Source organism: Bradyrhizobium sp. SZCCHNR1051, from assembly GCF_032489615.1.
In the GTDB taxonomy this organism is placed as follows: domain Bacteria; phylum Pseudomonadota; class Alphaproteobacteria; order Rhizobiales; family Xanthobacteraceae; genus Bradyrhizobium.
Window position 1 is genome coordinate 162,866 of sequence record NZ_JAUEYJ010000010.1, and the last position, 18,889, is coordinate 181,754.

General features: G+C 67.3%; 12 protein-coding genes and 1 pseudogene. 6 read left to right on the top strand and 7 right to left on the bottom strand.

Annotation, left to right across the window (positions count from 1 at the left end; all coding sequences use genetic code 11):
* Window positions 1-56: 56 nt before the first annotated feature.
* A complete protein-coding gene (locus QW868_RS14505; RefSeq protein ID WP_316230806.1) occupies window positions 57-734 on the bottom strand; it encodes a glutathione S-transferase family protein in 678 nt (225 codons plus the stop codon).
* A gap of 81 nt (window positions 735-815) precedes the next feature.
* A complete protein-coding gene (locus QW868_RS14510) occupies window positions 816-1,919 on the bottom strand; it encodes an anhydro-N-acetylmuramic acid kinase (protein WP_315737801.1) in 1,104 nt (367 codons plus the stop codon).
* 193 nt (window positions 1,920-2,112) lie between these two features.
* Here QW868_RS14510 and tyrS point away from each other — a divergent pair, with 193 nt between their 5' ends.
* The 3 genes from tyrS (at window position 2,113) to QW868_RS14525 (ending at window position 6,528) form a co-directional block, all read left to right on the top strand.
* The gene (gene tyrS, locus QW868_RS14515) at window positions 2,113-3,366 is read left to right on the top strand and encodes a tyrosine--tRNA ligase (RefSeq protein ID WP_315774653.1); all 1,254 of its coding nucleotides are present in this window, start codon (window positions 2,113-2,115) and stop codon (window positions 3,364-3,366) included.
* 55 nt (window positions 3,367-3,421) lie between these two features.
* The gene (locus QW868_RS14520; protein ID WP_316230807.1) at window positions 3,422-4,681 is read left to right on the top strand and encodes an MFS transporter; all 1,260 of its coding nucleotides are present in this window, start codon (window positions 3,422-3,424) and stop codon (window positions 4,679-4,681) included.
* Window positions 4,682-4,830: 149 nt separating this feature from the next.
* A complete protein-coding gene (locus tag QW868_RS14525; RefSeq protein ID WP_316230808.1) occupies window positions 4,831-6,528 on the top strand; it encodes a methyl-accepting chemotaxis protein in 1,698 nt (565 codons plus the stop codon).
* A 52-nt stretch (window positions 6,529-6,580) separates the two neighbouring features.
* Here QW868_RS14525 and QW868_RS14530 read toward each other — a convergent pair whose 3' ends face one another.
* Window positions 6,581-10,291 carry a DUF3971 domain-containing protein gene (locus QW868_RS14530; protein WP_316230809.1) on the bottom strand — a complete coding sequence of 1,237 codons (3,711 nt, stop codon included), beginning with the start codon at window positions 10,289-10,291 and terminating at the stop codon, window positions 6,581-6,583.
* A gap of 514 nt (window positions 10,292-10,805) precedes the next feature.
* Between QW868_RS14530 and QW868_RS14535 the strand changes: the two genes are divergently transcribed.
* Both QW868_RS14535 and QW868_RS14540 read left to right on the top strand, forming a co-directional pair.
* A complete protein-coding gene (locus tag QW868_RS14535) occupies window positions 10,806-11,492 on the top strand; it encodes a peroxiredoxin (protein WP_316230810.1) in 687 nt (228 codons plus the stop codon).
* A gap of 105 nt (window positions 11,493-11,597) precedes the next feature.
* Window positions 11,598-12,956, top strand: a complete 1,359-nt coding sequence (locus QW868_RS14540) for a peptidoglycan DD-metalloendopeptidase family protein (protein WP_315780601.1) — start codon at window positions 11,598-11,600, stop codon at window positions 12,954-12,956.
* Here the strand turns inward: QW868_RS14540 and QW868_RS14545 are convergent, their stop codons facing one another.
* The 3 genes and pseudogenes from QW868_RS14545 to QW868_RS14555 form a co-directional block, all read right to left on the bottom strand.
* Entirely contained in the window at window positions 12,957-14,123 is a 1,167-nt protein-coding gene (locus QW868_RS14545) for a trans-sulfuration enzyme family protein (RefSeq protein WP_315737794.1), read from the bottom strand.
* A gap of 249 nt (window positions 14,124-14,372) precedes the next feature.
* Complete coding sequence (locus QW868_RS14550) at window positions 14,373-14,657, bottom strand: hypothetical protein (RefSeq protein WP_316230836.1); 285 nt, start codon at window positions 14,655-14,657, stop codon at window positions 14,373-14,375.
* Window positions 14,658-14,760: 103 nt separating this feature from the next.
* A pseudogene (locus QW868_RS14555) lies at window positions 14,761-15,498 on the bottom strand (pyridoxal phosphate-dependent aminotransferase); the annotation flags it as partial.
* A gap of 106 nt (window positions 15,499-15,604) precedes the next feature.
* Between QW868_RS14555 and QW868_RS14560 the strand changes: the two are divergent.
* Window positions 15,605-17,041: a PLP-dependent aminotransferase family protein gene (locus tag QW868_RS14560; RefSeq protein ID WP_316230811.1), complete on the top strand. Its 1,437-nt coding sequence runs from the start codon at window positions 15,605-15,607 to the stop codon at window positions 17,039-17,041.
* Between the two features lie 207 nt (window positions 17,042-17,248).
* Here QW868_RS14560 and QW868_RS14565 read toward each other — a convergent pair whose 3' ends face one another.
* On the bottom strand, window positions 17,249-18,496 hold the full coding sequence (locus tag QW868_RS14565; protein WP_316230812.1) for a LysM peptidoglycan-binding domain-containing protein: 1,248 nt from the start codon (window positions 18,494-18,496) through the stop codon (window positions 17,249-17,251).
* Window positions 18,497-18,889: the final 393 nt, after the last annotated feature.

Sequence of the window (18,889 nt, forward strand, 5' to 3'; positions counted from 1 at the left end):
GCGGACGATGACGCTGCGAGTGGAGCCGGCACCTTCCATGACAACGTCGTGCCTCTCTACGCCGCCTGCTTCAACAAATACGCATCGTGCCGCGCGAGGAACGCGCGCAGCAGCTGCGGATAGTCGACGCTGACCGCCGTCCTCACGCTCGGCCGCTGCGCGAGTTGATCGCGCCACGCCCGAACTTTCGGCGTGGACGCAAAGATGCCGAGATCACCGTACGCATCGAACACATCGAAGTAGCGGAAGATCGGCGCGAACACGGCGTCGACCAGGCTGAAACGCGCGCCGGCAAAATACGGCCCCTCGCCCAGCGCATCCTCGACGCGAGCAAACTTCGCCGTCAGCGCCTCGCGCTTGGCGGCGAACAATGCGGCATCCTGCGTCGTCTCCAGGCCCCAGAGATCGCCGAGGATCGCTGAGCCGAACTCCATCCAGGCCCGATGCTGCGCGCGGACCAGCGCGTCCTCGGGATGCAGCCTCACAGCCGGCTGCGTCTCCTCGATGTACTCGCAGATCACGTTGCTCTCGAACAGCGCCACCTCGCCCTGGCCCAAGGGTACCACCAGCACCGGCACCTTGCCGAGCGGCGAGATCTTCAGGAACCAGTCGGGCTTGTTGGCGAGATCGATGTCGATCCGCTCGAATGCGACGCCCTTCTCGGTGAGCGCAATGACGGCGCGTTGCACATAGGGGCAGAGCTTGTGGCTGATCAGCTTCAGGACAGGCGCCATGACATCCTCGGCAGTTTGATGCAGATGCATCAAACTAGATGCATACGCATCTAACTGTCAAGGTTCATGCAATTGCATGAATCAAGGGCGCGCAATCACCCCGCCGGTCATCGGAAACGGCACGCCTGTGGTGGTGGGGTAGCTCAGCGGCAGGCCCTTCATGCCGCGGACCGCCAGGAAGCCGAACGCCTGGGCCTCGATGGCGTCCGCCGACCAGCCCAGCGCATCGGCCGATTCGACGCTCGCCGGCGCGACGCGCTCGCGCAGCATCCGCATCATGGTATGGTTGCGGGCGCCGCCGCCGCAGACGATCCAGCTCGCCGGCGGCTTCGGCAGCAGCGGGATGATGCGGGCAATCGCTGCGGCCGTGAACGCCGTCAGGGTCGCGGCCCCGTCCGCCGGCTTCACATCGCCCAGCTTCAGCGCGGCAAAATCGTTGCGGTCGAGAGATTTCGGCGGCGGCAGCGCGAAAAAGGGCATTTCCAGCGCGCTGGTGATCCAGGCCTCGTCCGGGTTGCCCTGCTCCGCCACGCGGCCATCCTGATCGAATGCTTGGCCCGTGGTCCGGTGCATGAAGTCGTCGAGCAGCGCATTCCCGGGACCGGTGTCGCAGGCGATCAGCACGTCGTCGCCGTCGATATAGGTGATGTTGGAGACGCCGCCGATATTGACCACGGCGATCGGCCCCGCGCGCGACAGCGATTGCGCCAGGGCGCGGTGATAGACCGGCACGAACGGCGCGCCCTGCCCGCCGAAATCGACGTCGGCAGCGCGGAAATCGTGCATCACCGGGATATGGACGGACTTGGCGAGCGCGGCCGCGTCGCCGATCTGCACGGTCAGGCGGCGTTCGGGGCGGTGCAGCACGGTCTGGCCATGAAAGCCGATGATATCGATGTCCTCGGGCTTCAGCCGGTGCTGCGCCAGGAACGCGGCGACCGCCTCGGCATGCGCCACCGTCACGACGCGCTCGGCGTCGCGCACCCGTCCGGGGCGCGCATCGCGCCGCTCGATCTGCACCGCATCGGCGAGCGCCTCGCGCAGCAGGCTGCGCTCCGCAGCGCTATAGGCCCGGTAGCCCGAGGGACCGAGGCTCTTGATCTGCCGCCCATCGGTCTCGATCAGGGCCACGTCCACCCCGTCGAGCGAGGTGCCACTCATGAGGCCAAGTGCGGTCAGAATCATTGCAGTCGAACCTAAAAACCCTGCCCTGCTTGCCAAGTACGGCCGATTTGAGGTCCCGCCCAGGCCGTGCACATGCTTGTACAAGCCCGGCGCATCTTATAATGCCACAACGCCCGTATCCGTGGCATGTGCCCCCCGCACGTCCCCGCGACAAGCGGTCAATACCGTAAACAAATGCTCAGAGTCGCCGACAATGACTGGCTTCAAGTCTGATTTCCTGAACGTGCTGCAGAGCCGCGGGTTCATTCATCAGTGTTCGGATTTCGAGGGGCTGGATGCCCTCGCCGCCAAGGGCCAGGCGACCGCCTATGTCGGCTACGACTGCACCGCACGCTCGCTGCACATCGGCAACTTCCTGACCATGATGATGCTGTACTGGCTGCAGCAGACCGGGAACAAGCCGATCACCCTGATGGGCGGCGGCACGACGATGGTCGGCGATCCCTCCGGCAAGGACGAGACCCGCGCGATGCGCACGGTCGAGGAGATCGAGGCCAACAAGGCGTCGATCCGCGGCGTGTTTGCCAAGGTGCTGCGCTACGGCGATGGCGCCACCGACGCCATCATGCTCGACAATGCCGAATGGCTGACGCAGCTGAAATGGATCGAGATGCTGCGCGACATCGGCCGGCACTTCTCGGTCAACCGCATGCTGACCATGGACTCGGTCAAGCTGCGGCTCGAGCGCGAGCAGGAGATGAGCTTCATCGAGTTCAACTACATGGTCTGCCAGGCCTACGACTTCGTCGAGCTGGCGCGGCGCACCGGCTGCCGGCTGCAGATGGGCGGCTCCGACCAGTGGGGCAACATCGTCAACGGCGTCGAGCTCGGCCGCCGCATGGGCACCGAGCAGCTGTTCGCGCTGACCACGCCGCTCTTGACCACCGCCTCCGGCGCCAAGATGGGCAAGACCGCGCAGGGCGCGATCTGGCTCAACGCCGACCAGTGCAGCCCGTATGATTTCTGGCAGTACTGGCGCAACACCGAGGACGCCGACGTCGTCAAGTTCCTCAAGCTGTTCACCACGCTGCCGCTGTCCGAAATCGAGAAGCTCGCTGCACTGCAGGGCGCCGAGATCAACGAGGCCAAGAAGGCACTGGCCGATGCGGCCACCACCTTGCTGCATGGCGAAGAGGCGGCGCGCACCGCTGCCGAGACCGCCCGCCGCACCTTCGAGGAAGGCGCCATCGCCGAGAACCTGCCGACGGTCGAGGTGCCGCAGGCCGAGCTCGACGCTGGCCTTGGCGTGCTCAACGCCTTCGTCAAGGCCGGCCTCGTGGCTTCCAACGGCGAGGCGCGGCGGCAGATCAAGGGCGGCGGCCTGCGCGTCAACGACGTTGCGGTCACCGACGAGAAGATGGCGCTGACGCCGGCTGCACTGACCAGCGAGGGCGTGATCAAGCTGTCGCTGGGCAAGAAGCGCCACGTGCTGGTCAAGCCTGCATAGCCGTATTCGTTTTTGCCTGCTTGTCAGGGAAGGCCGAAAGGCGCTCCCTGACGGCATGACGATCAGCGCACCGCGAGAGCCTGCGCAAGCCGAGGAAACCCCGACAGCTCCACCACGAGTGCGCATGGCGTTCGTGGTGCTGGGTCTCTGCTTTGCGCTGTCGGTGATCGGCCGCGGGCTGGGAGAAAGCTTCACCGTCTTTCTCAAGCCGATCTCCGACAGCTTCGGCTGGGATCGTTCCGAGGTCGTCTCGATCTATTCGCTGACGGCGCTCGCCGGCGGCCTCGCCGCTCCGCTGATCGGGCGGCTGTTCGACCACTCCGGACCACGCGCCGTCTATGCGCTCGGCCTCCTGCTGCTTGGTTCAGCCTTCACGGCCGCCGCGCACGCGCAGGCGCTGTGGCAGTTCCAGATCAGCATCGGCCTGTGCGTCGGCATCGGCATCGCGCTGATCGGCAACGTCCCCAACTCGATCCTGCTGGGCCGCTGGTTCGGCAAGAAGCTGCCGACCGCGATGGCGGTGATCTATTCCGCCACCGGCGCCGGCGTGCTGATCCTGCTGCCGGGCTCGCAACTGCTGATCGACGCGATCGGGTGGCGCAGCACCTATCAGGCGTTCGGCGCCGCCGCCTTCATTCTGCTGGTGCCGCTGGCGCTGCTGCCCTGGCGGCTGTTTGCCGCCGGCGCGCCCCACATTACCAGGCCCGTCGCCGACGAGCTCGCCGACGATGCCTGGACCTTGTCGCGGGCGCTACGTCATCACGCCTTCTGGGCGTTGTTCTCGACCTTCTTCTTCACCGCCGTTGGCATGTATGCGATCGCGCCGCAGGTCGTCGCCTATCTGATCGACGCCGGCTTCGCGCCGCTGCAGGCCGCCACCGCCTGGGGCTTCTCGGGCGTGGTGCTGCTGTTCGGCATGCTCGGCGTCTCGGCCCTGGATGGGTTGATCGGCCGACGGCCATCGGTGCTGTTCTCCTACGCCGTATCGATCGCAGGAATCCTGATGCTGTGGGCGTTGCAATTCTCGCCGAACATCTTCCTGCTCGCCGGCTTCGTCGTCTGCTTCGGCAGCATGATCGGCTCGCGCGGACCGCTCCTGTCGGCCACCGCGATGAAGATCTTCCGCGGCAGGCGGCTCGGCACCATCTACGGCACCATCACGATCGGCAGCGGGCTCGGATCCGCGCTGGGATCGTGGAGCGGCGGCGTCATCCACGATCTCACCCACGGCTACGATGCCGTCATTCTGCTCGCGCTCGTGAGCGTCGTCATCGGGATGATCCCGTTCCTCGTGGTTCCTGCCCTCCGCACGTAGTTGCGGTCGGGCCATCCGCGCACGATGTGCTGGGACGCGCCTGATTGCCGCGTCAGTCCACATAGTGGACTCGGCTCGACAGATTCGCATTCATGATTAGTAAGCAGCTTGATGATAGTTGTTCCGGCAACAACAACGAAGAGGACGCCGTGACACTGCTCAGCCGCATGAAGTTCCGCACCAAGCTTGCAAGCATGGTGATCCTTGCGATCGCGACGGTGATCGCGATCGTGGCCGTCTCCGGTTGGCTCAGCCGCGCGCGCATGCTGGAGGACCGCATCACCCAGATGCATACGGCGGTCGACCTCGTCTACGGCCTCGCGGAGACGCTGCAGACGGAGGTCGCGGCAGGAAAGATGTCGGTGGAGGAGGCCAAGAACAAGTTTCGTTACCTTGCGCGACGGATGACGTTCAACAACGGCCAGGGATATCCGATCGCCTACAACGCGTCCGATTCGGCGCTTCTTCTGAACGCCGCCAACGAGAAGCTGGAAGGCAAGATCCTCGGCACCAAGGACGCCAACGGCGTCATGATCGCCGATGCGCAGATCAAGGCTGCGCAGCAGAAACCCGAAGGCAGCACGACGTCCTATCTCTATCCCCGGCCCGGCCAGACCGAGCCGCTCAGGAAGGTCGTCTTCGTCCGCAGCTTCGCGCCGTGGAACATCGTCATGAGCTACGGGCTCTATGTCGACGACATCGAGGCGGATGTCTATGCACTGCTGATGCGGCTCGCGGGGATCGGCGCGGCGCTGCTCGTGCTGCTCGGCCTCCTGTCCTTCCTGATCTCGCACAACGTGGTCGGCGGGCTGCATCGGCTGAAGGATCGCATGCAGGATATCGCCGGCGGGCGGCTCGAGCAGCCGGTGGCCGAGACCGAGCGTGGCGACGAGATCGGCCGCATGGCCGAGACCCTGGAGGTGCTGCGCAAGACGGCGATCACCGCGCGCATGCTGGAGCAGGAGCAGGCCGCATCCAAGCAGCGCAGCGAAGCGGACAAGCGCGACGCGCTGATTGCGATGGCCGACCGCTTCGATGCCTCCGTCGGCCAGCTCGTCGCCCTGATGGCGTCCGGCGCCGGAGAACTCGAGGCGACGGCAAAATCGATGACCGGCACGGCAGAGAGCACCAATGCGCGCGCCACCGCCGTCAGCTCCGCGGCGACGGAGGCGAGCTCGCGCGTGCAGACGGTCGCCACCGCTGCGGAGGAGCTGACCTCGTCGATCACCGAGATCAGCCGTCAGGTCGCCCAATCCGCCGAGGTCACCGGACGCGCCGTCGAAAGCGCACGCCACACCGACGGGATCGTTCGCGCACTGGCCGACGGCGCCAAGCAGATCGAGCACGTTGCCGAGCTGATCTCCAGCATCGCGGGCCAGACCAACCTGCTGGCGCTCAACGCCACGATCGAGGCCGCGCGCGCCGGCGAAGCCGGGCGCGGCTTTGCCGTCGTCGCGGCGGAGGTGAAGAGCCTGGCCAGCCAGACCGCGCAGGCCACGCAGGAGATCGGCGACCGCATCGCCCAGATCCAGAACGCGACCAGGGAAGCGGTCGGCGCGCTCGACGGCATCACCCTGACCATCGAGGAGGTGTCGGCGATCGCCGCGACGATCGGATCGGCGATCGAGGATCAGGGAACCGCCACGGCGGAGATCGCGCGCAACGTCACCCAGACGGCGCAGGCCACCCGCGAGGTCACCGCCAACATCGGCGGCGTCTCGACGGCGGCCAATGAGACCGGAAGCGCCGCCGGCCACGTGCTGATCGCCGCCGGCAACCTCTCCAAGCAGGCCGAGCAGCTCTCCCGCGAGGTCGACACCTTCCTTGCGGGCGTCAGAGCCGCCTGACCGCTTCGATCCGCCACAATGGCGTCGCCAAACGCCGACGCGGCCAGCAGCGTCAATTGTTCGGCGGCAGCTCCGCCGGCGGGTATTGCTGCCTGCCGGTGTTGAAGTCCATGATCTTGCGCGTGACGCCCGGCAGCATCGCCGAGATCGGATTGATGCGCACCACCGGCTGGCTCGGCGTGCCGACGACCTCGTAGGTCACGCCGAACAGCCCCTCATTGCTGCCGCCGAGGAACAGGCCGACGATCGGGATCTGGTTGAACATGTTGTTCAGCCCGTACAACGGCACGATCGTGCCCGAAGCCCGGACCTGGTTGACGTTGTAGTCGATGCTGCCTTCGATGGTCAGGCCGAGCGTCGGTCCCTTGACCACGCCGTCGCGGATCGAGAGCAGCCCGTTCTGCCGCGTGAACTCCGCGCGCAGCATGGTGAAGGCGATGCCTTGCGAGGCGCCCTGTGCGGCGCCTGAGGCAGCGCGGTCCAGCGCCTGCTCACCCCTAACGGTGAAGTTGCGAACGATCGCCAGGCCCTCCTTGGGGCTGGTGTCGGCCGTCGGCGGCTCCATCGCAAGCTCCAGCTCGCCGCCTGCCATCTTGGAATAGGCGTCGGCGAACCGCAGCAGCGCGCCGGCATCATTGGTCACCAGATAGATCACCTCGCGGCCCTGGCGGCGTGCCCGCGGATCGGCGCTGGGCGCCTCGCGGCCGATGCGCAGGTCGGCCGTCACCGGCGTGTCGCGGCCGACCTTTCCGCTCAGATTGAAGCTCTTGAAGGCACCGCCGCGCCTGGAGAGCTTGACGTCGACGCTGCGCAGCGCCTCGCCGTTGAAGCCGGCGACGGCGCCAAGCTTGACCTCGGCGTCGAAGTCGAGGTTCGAGCGCGCCTTGTTCTTGTCGGCGTCCTTGTTGGTGCCCGAGATCGCCGACTTCAGGAAGCCGCGGCCGTCGAACACGTCGCCACGCATCGACAGCTTCAGCACGCCGTCCTGGCCGCGCTCGGCCTTGAGCTGCGTCTTGTCGCCTTCCGACGGCGAATAGGTCGGAAAGTTGGCGTTCATCAGGTCGCCGTTCTGGTCGACTTCCAGCGAGCCCTTGATGGAGACGCCGCCGCCTTCGATGCTGATGTCCTCGAAGCGTGTCGATTGCTGCTTGGCGACAACGTTGAAGGTGGCCTTCCCCGATTTGCCCGGATTCTTCACCCAGCCCGGCAGCAGGTTGTCGAGCTTGAGCTGGGTCAGATCGGCCTCGACGCCGATGCGGCTGTCGCGATCGCTGGAGCCAGCAATCTTGCCATTGAGCTTGAGCGGCACGTTGCCGGTGATCGCGGTGCCCAGATCCATGCCGAGCCGGGCCCGGCTGGCATCGTCGAGGATCGCCTGCATCTTGATGTCGGCGTCGCCCTCGGTCGGCTTGCGATAGTCGAGCGTGGCCGGCTGGCCGTTGATCTTGACGTCGCCCTTCACCTGATAGCCGGCGGTGTTGGCCACGATCTTGAGCGTGTTAGCCTCGAGCTTCTGGTTCATCACCAGCTTGTCGGCGGCAAAGCCGTTGAGATCGGCCGTGACCGCGTAGCTGGTGTCGGCCTTGGTCAGTTCGCCCTTGACCGGCATCGCGAGATTGACGCTGGCCTGGAACGTTCCCTTGGTCTGGTTGGGATCGATCGGCATCGACGACAGATCGTTGAGCCGGTCGGAGGCGAGGATCTCGGCGGCAGCGGCGACCTGACCTTCGACGCGCATGCGTACCCGCGACGGCGACGGCTTTGGCGCCATGTCCGGCACTTCGAACACGACGTCGGAGAAGTTGAGCTTGCGTCCGGCCGGCGTATCCGCGACGCCCTGCCCGATCGTCACCGTCGCGGTGCGGCCGGTGACATGCGCCTTCACGTCGGCATCGCGCACCGACGGCAGGCCGTCGACCGGATGCACGGTGACATTGGTGGCGACGATGTTGACGTCGAGACCATCGTCGGGAATCGGCGGCCCCTTGCGCGGCAGGTTGCGCGTCGGCGAATTGACCGCGACATCGATCCGCTGCACCGAGCCGCGTTCGATGCGCTCGATGATCCAGGCCCGCACCTCCGGCACGATCAGCGCCGGCCAGATCCGCTTCATCGCCAGCGCGGGCATCGGCGTCGCCGCGAAGCCGAGCTTCAGCCGCGGCTCGCCGGCATACTCGACGCTGCCGGTGCCGGCGACGCCGATCTCGCCGTTGGACACCTCGGCCTGCGTCAGCAGCACGCGCTTGCCCTCGGTGTCGAAGCGGAAGTTGATCGAGATGCGGTTGAAGATCAGCGGCGGCTCGTTTTCGATGGCGCCGAGCAGAATGGTGCCGCCGTTGAGACCCAGCCGCCAGTCGTTTGCGGTGTCGTTCGGCGGCTCGAGATTGGCGTTGAGCGTGACGCGGTTGGCGCCCGAGATCACCTTCAACGGCGCGACCAGCACGCGGCGCCCGGCATCCCATTCCATGCTGATCTCGGCGGAGTCGATCGCCATCGGATAGTCGGGCGTATCGGTGTCGATGATCTTGCCCGCGCCGATGTTGATCTTGCCGCGCAGATAGGTCGGCAGCCCGTCGCGCGCGAGCTCGCCCTTGATCTCGCCGCTCATGGGCAGGTCCGCCATGTAGGTGAGATCCTTGAGCCGCATCGCCAGCAGGATGTTGCTGGTGGAGACCTTGTCGGCCTTGATGTCCACCGTGCGCACGCCGTTGGCCTGGGGCCCGACCAGGATGCGCAGCTGCCACGGCCTGGCGCCCTCTTCGCCGAGGCTCAGCGCCACCCCGCCGCCGGACGGCCGGCGCAGGCTGAGGCTGATATTCTCGAACGTCCATTTGTTGCCGCGCTGCTGGTCGTCGACGACCAGCACGCCGTTCTTCAACCCGATCTCGTTCAGGTTCTGGCCATCGAGCCCGGTCAGGCTGAGGCTGTCGAGCCAGTCGAGGCCGGCCAGCAGGCCGTTCTGGGGCGCGGCCGGCGCGGCAGTCGCAGGCAAAGTCGAAGTGGTCGGTGCTGACGGCTGCGAGCCGGCCTGCGGTCCCGGCGCATTGGGCGGTGGCGCGGCCTGTCCCGGCCGCGGGAATGTCGGCGGCAGGCCGGCGTCGCGCTTGGAGGCGACGCCCGTCGCGAGCGGCTTGTTGGTCTCACCCGTCGATACGGTGACGGTGCCGTCCGGCGTGATGCGGATCGCGAGCTCGGCGTCGACCAGCTTGAGGCTCTCGGCGCGCAGCTGGCCCATCAGCAGCGCAGCGCCGGACAGCCGCACCTCGGCCTTTGGCGCGCTGGCGACGATGGCGTGATCCTGATCGCGCACGATGATGTCGCGGATCCGGACCGCGATCCGGATCCGGCCGGCGCGCTCGATCTGGGTGCCGCCGACCTCGACAGTGTTGCCGTGGCCGATATTGTCCTCGATCGCCGCCGCGAGCCACGGCGTCGCCAGATCGAGGCTGATCGGGCCCGCACCCAGCCGCAGCCACAGGCCGGCGAAGCCGAGCCCCACGAGCAGCATCAGCGATGCCAACGTGACGACGACCCGCTTGACCATGCGGCCGCCCGGCACGCGCGGGCGCGATCCGCCGAATCGACCGGTGCTCTCGCCCGAATCGGACCGCGACAACAGGCGGCGGCCGCGCTGCCCGGCCCTCTCGTCGGGCTCGGCGGCGGCCTCGTACTGGTCGGCCACATCCCAGTCGGCCTCATCCCACTGTTGGCCCTGGGTGTCCGCTTGCAGATGGGGCCGGTGGGGTGATGTCTGTCTTGCCATTGCCTCTCGGTGCCGGCCCCTCGTGTCCGAAATATTTCGTGCCAATCTGGCCTCGGCCAGGTCGGTCGCCGGTGTAGCCCCGCCCGTTCACGCAGCGCGCGTGCTCACTGCCGGCAGGGCCCGATCCCCCAATGATCCCGTCACGCTTCGGCGGGAGCTGTCAACACGCCTACCGGCGGTACGCCGGCGGCGCGGACGACGCGCGAAATCCCCGTCACCATACCCCACCGCCGTCAGGTTTGCCCACCTGCTCGCGCCAGCGGACCGGCGCCGCTCCACCGCCAGACGAAATTTTTGGTGGAGCGTCTGATCCGGACGGTACGAGAGTCGTCATTGCACTGTGCTCGACTGCGCTGGTGCTCACGCCTGCTGGTAGCCATGATCTTCCCTTCATCGCAAGAGGCGTGATCCCCTGCGCGCCGCGAAGCACGGATGCCAGATCGATCCCGGGACACCGGACAAGAACCGAGATACTTTCATTTTTGAGCCGCCGAAAGCGACGAAAGGAAGGCGTATGTCAAAGGAATCACAAAAGAAATCCTCCAACCCGGCGTCCTACGGGGCGATTGATGGGAACCGGCTTGCCACCGCGGCCAAGAAGGCCACCAAGAAGACGGCCAAACCGACATTGACGAAAGCCGCCAAGACGACCTCCGCCAAGACCGCGACGACCAAAGCCGCGCCCATCAAAACCGGGGCGGCGAAGGCCAAGCCCGCGACGCCGGCTGCGGCCGGGACGGGCCTCGCCGAGGGCGCCAAGGCGCCCGCCTTCAAGCTGCCGCGCGATGGCGGCGGAACCGTCTCGCTGGCCGACTATGCCGGCCGGAAGCTCGTGCTGTTCTTCTATCCCAAGGCCAATACGCCCGGCTGCACCAAGGAGGCGATCGACTTCACCCGCCTGTCGAAGGACTTCGCCGCCGCCGGCGCCGCCGTGCTCGGCGTCTCCGCCGATTCGGTCAAGGCACAGGACAATTTCCGCGACAAGCACGATCTCGCCGTGCCCCTGATCTCGGACGAGACGCACGAGATGCTGGGGGCCTACGGCGCCTGGGGCGAGAAGTCGCTCTATGGCCGCAAGTTCCTCGGCATCATCCGAAGCACCATCCTGATCGGCGCCGACGGCCGCGTCGCCAAAGTGTGGCGCAACGTCAAGGTCGACGGCCACGCCGATGCGGTGCTGGCGGCGACGCGCGCGCTCTGAGAATGCGCCTGACGGCGTTGGCGGAAAATTAACCATGCAGAGGTCAAATCGCTCCCGTAAATGACGCCGCTGGAATGACGATCTCCGGCCGGCGCGGGAGTGCCGATGTCGTATCGTTCCGGCCATCACGCCGAATATCCCCAGCACCATCCTCATGATCGCGGGCACGCCCACCACCATCGGCGTGCACCCGTCAGCCATCCGGCGCAGGTCGCGGCCGCATCGCAGAGCGACTACACGCTGGTGCATGCCGGCAAGCAGGTGCGCATCGGCCCCGTGGTGTTCTGGATCGTGGTCGGCACCGTCAGCCTGCTCGGCCTCTGGTCGGCGGCGACCGCGACCTATTTCGCCTTCCGCGACGACGTGCTGACGCGGCTGATCGCGCGCCAGGCCGAGATGCAATACGCCTATGAGGACCGCATCGCCGAGCTGCGCGCCAAGGTCGACCGCGCCACCAGCCGCCAGCTGCTCGACCAGGAACAGTTCGACCAGAAGCTCGACCAGATTCTGAAGCGCCAGACCGCGCTCGAGGGTCGCGCCACCGCGCTGGGTAGCATGCCCGACGTGACCGGCTCGATCCGTCTGCCGGCACGCGGACCCGCGGCAACCGAGTCGGCGTCGTCCGCGCCAAAACCGTCGCCGATCAGCGACACCGTGATCTTCACCGCGCCGCCGGATCGCGAGGCCCGGCTCGAATCGCGCAGCCCCGTGATGGCCAATGCGCAGCCGAACCCGTCGACCAAGCTCGCCGGCGTCGACAGCGTGCTGACGCGGCTGACGCGCTCGCTCGACCAGGTCGAGGCGCGGCAGATCGCGATGCTGTCCTCGGCCGAGGAGACGCTGGAATCGAAGCTGCGGCGGATGCGCGGCGTCATCACCGACCTCGGCCTCGACATGGGTCAGATCGAGGCGGCCGCGCCGAAGGGCGGCATGGGCGGCCCGTTCGTGCCGGTCAAGCTCGGCGCCGAATCTGGTCCGTTCGAGCGTCAGCTCTACCGCATCAGCATCACCCGCGCCCAGGTCGAGAAGATGAACCGCGCGCTGTCGCTGGTACCCTATCGCAAGCCGGTCATCGGCGAGGTCGAGTTCACCTCCGGCTTCGGCGTGCGCTCGGATCCGTTCCTCGGCCGTCCCGCGATGCATACCGGGCTCGACTTCCGTGCTGCCACCGGCGATCCGGTTCGCGTGACAGCGAACGGCAAGGTGGTCAATGCCGGCTGGGCCGGCGGCTATGGCCGCATGGTCGAGGTCGATCACGGCAACGGCCTCTCCACCCGCTACGGCCATCTCTCCGAGATCAACGTCAAGATCGGTCAGCAGGTGAAGATCGGCGACATCATCGGCGAGGTCGGCTCGACAGGCCGCTCGACCGGCCCGCATCTGCACTACGAGACCCGCATCGACGGCGAAGCCGTCGACCCGCAGAAATTCTTGCGCGCGGGGATCAGGTTGAGCGCTGGCTGATCAGCCCGCCACCAGCGCATCCAGAAAGCGCGACAGGTCGTCCCACAGTTCGCCCGGCTCCTCGAGTCCGATGCTGAGCCGCACCAATCCTTCCGCGGCATTCCACGGCCGCACCGTGCGGTCGGCGACCACATCCATCGGCGCGATCAGGCTGTGGGTGCCGCCCCAGGAGGCGCCGATCGCGAACAGGCGGACATGGCCGAGCGCCGGATTAATTCGCGCCGTGAACTCCGGCTTGATCACCAGGCTGAACACCGTGCTCGCGGCCTTGAAGTCGCGCGCGAAGATCTCGTGGCCGGGACAGGACGGCAGCGCCGGATGCAGCACGCGCGCGACCGCCGGCGCGGCCTGCAGGCGCTCGGCGAACTCGCGCGCGACCCGGCCGGAATGCGCCATGCGCACGCCCATCGTCTCGATGCCGCGCAGCGCCAGCGCCGCCTCGTCCGGCGAGACGCCGATGCCGAGCACGCCGAGCACCTCCTTCAGCGCTTTGCGCAGGCCGAGATCCCCAACCGTGATCGAGCCGAGCAGCAGGTCGGAATGACCGCCGACATATTTGGTCAGCGCCTCCACTGCGAAATCGACGCCATGCGCCAGCGGCTTGAACAGCAGCGGGCTCGCCCAGGTGTTGTCGCAACCGGTGAGCACGCCCCGCGCCCGCGCGGCCCGCGCGATCGCCGGCACGTCCTGCACCTCCATCGTGCCCGAGCCCGGCGACTCCAGCCAGACCAGCTTGGTGCTGGCGTCGATGAGATCGGCGATCCCGGCGCCGATCAGCGGATCATAGACGCGATGCGCGATGCCGCGCGAGGCGAGATAATTGGCGCACAGATGCCGCACCGGCGGATAGACGTGATCGGGGATCAGCACGGTGTCGCCGGGCTTGAGCACGGCGAGCATCGTGATCGCGACCGCGGCCTGTCCGGACGGCACCAGCACCGTGCGCTCGCCGCCATGCAGCGCGGTGATCTGCGCTTCCAGCGTCCGTGTCGTCGGCGTGCCGTGCAGGCCATAGGTGTAGCCGTCGAGGCCGCGCGCGGCGCGCCCGGCAAAGTCCTGCGGATCGTCATAGACGATGGTCGAGGCGCGATAGGTGGGAACGGCCAGCGACGTGAAGCCGTCATGCGACACGGCAGGATGCTGAACGCAGCGGGTGAGATCGTGCATGGACACCTCGTGAGACAATGCGTGCAGCCATCGTAACGCAAATGCGCGAGGTCAGGGGGGCGGTTTCGATAACCGAAACTGGGGAGTGACCGATCCAACTGAGAAGAGGCCCGCCGCTTGGCGAAAGGTCATCTTGGGGCACCGTCATTGCGAGGAGCGAAGCGACGAAGCAATCCAGAGTCGCACTCGCAGCCCTGGATTGCTTCGCTTCGCTCGCAATGACGGCTGATCGACCGCCATAACGGACGCCTATTTCAGCGCCTGTGAGACGCGCCGCAGCGCCTCGTCGAGTTCGGGCAACGCGAGCACGCCAAAGCCGAGACGGAATACCCGCGCCTCGTCGCCGAACCACGATCCCGGACCGACGCGAGTCTCGCGATCGGCCAGCTCGCGATGAAAGCGCGCCACCGCCGCGTCCTCGAACATCTCGCGCCTGAGCCTGATGCAGCACAGCGCGCCCGCATCCGGCCTGATCCATTCGAGCAGGCGGGCATGGGCGGCAACGAAGCCGGCGGTGCGCCAGACCCTCGGCAAGATGACGGCGCCGCTCGCCCATGATCCCGTCGAGATTCCGCAGGATCGATCGCGCGATCGCCTCATCGACGACCGAGTTCGATATCGTGGTGTTGAACTTGCCGAGCACGAGCTGTGCGCGCAGCGCCTCGTCCCGCGTGATCACCCATCCGGTGCGGATGCCCGGCGCGCCATGGCATTTCGAGAACGACGCGCAGCTGATGATGCGTCGATCCAGCGCGACGACGCTCGCACGCGGCTCCGCCTCGCCATGCACGGCCTCGCGATAGGTCTCGTCGACCAGCAGGAACGCATCGGGGCAGATCTCGTCCATCGCCGCGAGCACCTCGCGCAGCTCGGCATCGGACAGCGCCACGCCGGACGGATTCTGCGGCGAGGCCAGGCTGACCAGCCGCGTCCGCGCCGTCAGCAACGAGCGCAGGCGGCCGACATCGAGACGATAGCCGTCATCGAAATGCAGCGGCAGGTCGAGAACGCGCAGGCCTACCGACGCAAGCACGTTGCGCGCGTTGGGAAACGCAGGACGTCCGATCACGACCTCCGCGCCGGGCGCGCTGAGAACGAAGGCCGTCAGGAACAGCGCCTGCATGGCGCCGACGGTGGTGATGACGTCGTCAGCGCCGACACCATGTCGCGCGGCGATCAGCTCGCGCAGCTCGGGGTGGCCTTCGGTCGGACCATAGCTCAGCACAACATCCGTCAGCGCGTCGCCGAGCCCGTCCGCGAGCAGGTCGTCAAGCCCAAGATCCGGGCCGATGCTCTCGGCGAGATCGTAGCGGACCGGCTGCGAGGTCAAGCTGATGATGTCGTTGTACGGGAAACGGCTGGGCACGTGCGGCATGGCTGAGCTCCGAGTGATGCGCTCAAGCTACCGCCCGGGGGGCTGGGATGACAGATACAGAGACGCCCGATTGCCACCAGTACAGATTTGCGATTGGATGATCTGTATGGACCAGCGCACCCCGTCTTCGCCGCTCTACGAAGCCCTCGCCGGCCACCTCACGGCGCTGGTCGACGACAACGTCCTGCGTCCGGGCATGCGCGCGCCCTCGGTGCGCGCCTTCGCCGCCCAGCACGGCGTCAGTCTGACCACGGCGGTGCAGGCCTATCGCCTGCTGGAAGATCGCGGCGTGCTCGAAGCCCGGCCGAAATCCGGCTTCTACGTCACGCAGCGGAGCCACCGGCAGCGCGCGCTGCCGACCGCGTCGCAGCCGCCGCAGCGCGCCAACCCGGTGGCCGTCTCCAGTCCCGTCTTCAGCGTGCTCGCCTTTGCCGGCGACCCGACCTATGCGCCGCTGGGCTGCGCCCTCCCGAGCGCCAGCCTGCTCGCCGCCGAGCGGCTCGACCGTCATCTCGCCCGCTGCGCCCGCGTCCATGGCCGCCACTACAACATCTACGCCGATCCGCATGGCGATGCCGAGCTGCGCGCGCAGATCTCCGCGCGCGCACTGCGCCTCGGCCACGCCGTGCCGCCCGATGGCGTCCTCATCACCAACGGCTGCACCGAGGCGCTGAACATCGCCTTGAGCGTCACCACCCGGCCGGGCGACGCGGTCGCGATCGAATCCCCGACCTATTTCGGCCTGCTCCAGGTGCTCGAAGCCCGCGGCCTGCGCGCGCTGGAGCTGCCGACCGATCCGACCCGTGGCGTCGACGTCGCCGCGCTCGACAAGGCGCTCGGCGCGCGCCGCGTCGCCGCCTGCCTGCTCGCCTCGAGCTTCAACAATCCGCTGGGCACGCGCACCGACGATGCCAGCAAGGCCGCCATCATCCGCGTGCTCACGCGCCACGGCGTGCCGCTGATCGAGGACGACATCTACGGCGACATCAGCTTCGGCGACGACCGGCCGCACCCATTCGCCGCGATCGCCCCGAAGGCCGACATCATCCTGTGCAGCTCGTTCTCGAAGACCATCGCGCCGGGCTATCGCATCGGCTGGCTCGCCTCCAACCGCCGCCACGATCAGATCCTTGCCGCGAAGTTCGCGCTGTCGCTGAGCGGCGCGGCCTTGCCGCAGAAGGCGATGGCGGATTTCCTCGGCTCCGGCGGCTACGACGCCCATCTGCGGCGCATCCGCAAGGTGTTCGCCGCCAACATGGACCGCATGCGCCGCACTGTCGACCGCAGCTTCCCCAAGGAGACGCGGATGACCGACCCCAGAGGCGGCTTCGTGCTCTGGCTGGAGCTGCCCGCGGAGTTCAATTCCGACGCACTTTATGACCGCGCCATCCGCGAACGCATCTGCTTCGTGCCCGGCAGCCTGTTCACGGCGACATCAGATTATCGCAACTGCCTGCGGCTGAGCTGCAGCCACGACTGGGACGCACGCATCGAGCGCAGCGTCGAACGGCTGGGGGAGCTGGCTCATGAGCCGCTCGCCTAGACACCGTTTCCTGAGAGCCGGCAATTGATGGGCGGTGGAAGTCTGGCCGTCTCCACCCTCGCCATGCTCCGCGAAAGCGGAGCATCCAGTATTCCGCGGCAGAAGATGCGAACCGCGACGTTTCGGCGTACTGGATCGTCCGCCTTCGCGGACGATGACAGCGATGGTTCAACCATGGATCTGCGCGAGCGGTCAGTTCAGCCCCGCCTAGCGCTTGGCCGGCAGCACGAACACTTGGCCGGGATAGATCAGATCGGGCCGGCGGATCTGCTCGCGGTTGGCACGGTAGATGACCGCATAGCGCGTGCCCTCGCCGAGCAGGCGCCGGCTGATGTGCCACAGACTGTCGCCGCGCGACACGGTGATCGTCCTGGCGCCACCGCCGCGGGCGGGTGATGCCGCCATGTCCTTGAGGTCGGCCGGCGATGCCGCCGCAAGCTGCGTGCGCGCGCCTGGAGCGCTTGCGCTCGCGGGAGCGGCTGCGCTCCCCTGGCCGGCGGCCGCGGGCAGCGAGGCCGTGGTCAGCGTCTCCGGTACGTTCAAAGGCACTTCCGCGCGGGCCTGAACCGTGCCCGACTTGGCATCCACCTCGTCGAGCCGCAACCGGTCCTTGCTGCCCCAGGCGGCGTCCTTGATGGTCGCCGCGAGACGACCGTCAGCACCGGCAATGGCCGAGCTGACCAGGCGATCGTTGAGATAGAGCCGCACCGTCGCGCCGGGCCGGGCCCGTCCACTGACGCGCAGATTTCCGTTCGGCTCGAAGTCCACGGCCTCTATCGCCACGGCCTGAGGCGTCGCCCCCTCAGGCTTCGACAGCACGCGGGTCGGCTGGTCCGGCGCGATCAACGCGACCGTAGGCGGTTGCTTTCGGGCGTCGACCACGACGGCCACGCTCTGCTTGGATGACACCTCGCGGCCGTCGAGCTGCCGTGACCGCAGGGTCAGGTCGAACGCTCCAGCCGGCAAGGGAGGCGGAACCATGGAGAATTGTCCCGATCGATCGGCAACCGTTTGCGCATGCGGTTCGCCGTTGCGCAGCAGTTCGACGGTCGCGCCGGGCGCGGCCCGGCCTGCGACCACGGTCTCCCCCGAGGGCTCCACGCTGACCACGTCGAACGACGGCTCGTCGCTGTCGAGAGCGGCTGGCGCGACCGGCGCCAACAGCGCTGCCAGACCGCTAGCCTGTTGTCGGGCAGTCGCCAGCGCGGCCGCAGCTTGCTTCGCGCCGCCCGGGTCTGCCGGCTCCTGCTCCACCACCGCGCGGCCCGGAGCCGCTGGGGCAGACGCCGCTCGCGGTGCTGCAGCATCCGTCGGGCTTGCGGCCGACGGCTCACGCTTGAAGATCGAAAGGTCGAGATCGATACCAGGCGCCAGCACGATCGCGGCAGCGCCCGTCGCGAGCGCGGCCACGAAACCGCCTGCCCAAAACACACCTCGACTGATTCCGGTGCTCATGCGCAGCTCCGTCCTGTTCGCGGCGAACACGGAGACGACGGCTCCGCCAGCAGGATGCTCGGTTCGCTCTTAGCACCATGTTCGCCGAAACGCCATCATTCGGCTGAACGGGCCCATGCTCGGCATCATCCCTTTAGCCGAATACCCCCACGCCATTTTGCTGTTTCTTTTTTCCAGAAATCATGTATGATCTCCCCATCCCGCCTCGTTGCGAGGGGCGTACGCGTCGTCACGGACGTTGGGGCGGGCTGCGGTGGACGTGGGCTGCGATGCACGACGGGCATGGCCGCTCGCGGACGACGAAGTCGCGTGGTCCTGGCGCCCCGATGCTGGCGCTAAGTTCGTGCCGGTGCCGATAGAGTCACGGCGCGGATGACGGGGGCAAGAAAGCCC

Bases quoted from the DNA above. Each gene is read 5' to 3' on its own strand.
- tyrS (WP_315774653.1), top strand. From the start codon at position 2,113: ATGACTGGCTTCAAGTCTGATTTCCTGAACGTGCTGCAGAGCCGCGGG.
- QW868_RS14510 (WP_315737801.1), bottom strand. From the start codon at position 1,919: ATGATTCTGACCGCACTTGGCCTCATGAGTGGCACCTCGCTCGACGGG.
- QW868_RS14565 (WP_316230812.1), bottom strand. From the start codon at position 18,496: ATGAGCACCGGAATCAGTCGAGGTGTGTTTTGGGCAGGCGGTTTCGTG.
- QW868_RS14530 (WP_316230809.1), bottom strand. From the start codon at position 10,291: ATGGCAAGACAGACATCACCCCACCGGCCCCATCTGCAAGCGGACACC.
- QW868_RS14560 (WP_316230811.1), top strand. From the start codon at position 15,605: ATGGACCAGCGCACCCCGTCTTCGCCGCTCTACGAAGCCCTCGCCGGC.
- QW868_RS14540 (WP_315780601.1), top strand. From the start codon at position 11,598: ATGTCGTATCGTTCCGGCCATCACGCCGAATATCCCCAGCACCATCCT.
- QW868_RS14535 (WP_316230810.1), top strand. From the start codon at position 10,806: ATGTCAAAGGAATCACAAAAGAAATCCTCCAACCCGGCGTCCTACGGG.
- QW868_RS14505 (WP_316230806.1), bottom strand. From the start codon at position 734: ATGGCGCCTGTCCTGAAGCTGATCAGCCACAAGCTCTGCCCCTATGTG.
- QW868_RS14545 (WP_315737794.1), bottom strand. From the start codon at position 14,123: ATGCACGATCTCACCCGCTGCGTTCAGCATCCTGCCGTGTCGCATGAC.
- QW868_RS14520 (WP_316230807.1), top strand. From the start codon at position 3,422: ATGACGATCAGCGCACCGCGAGAGCCTGCGCAAGCCGAGGAAACCCCG.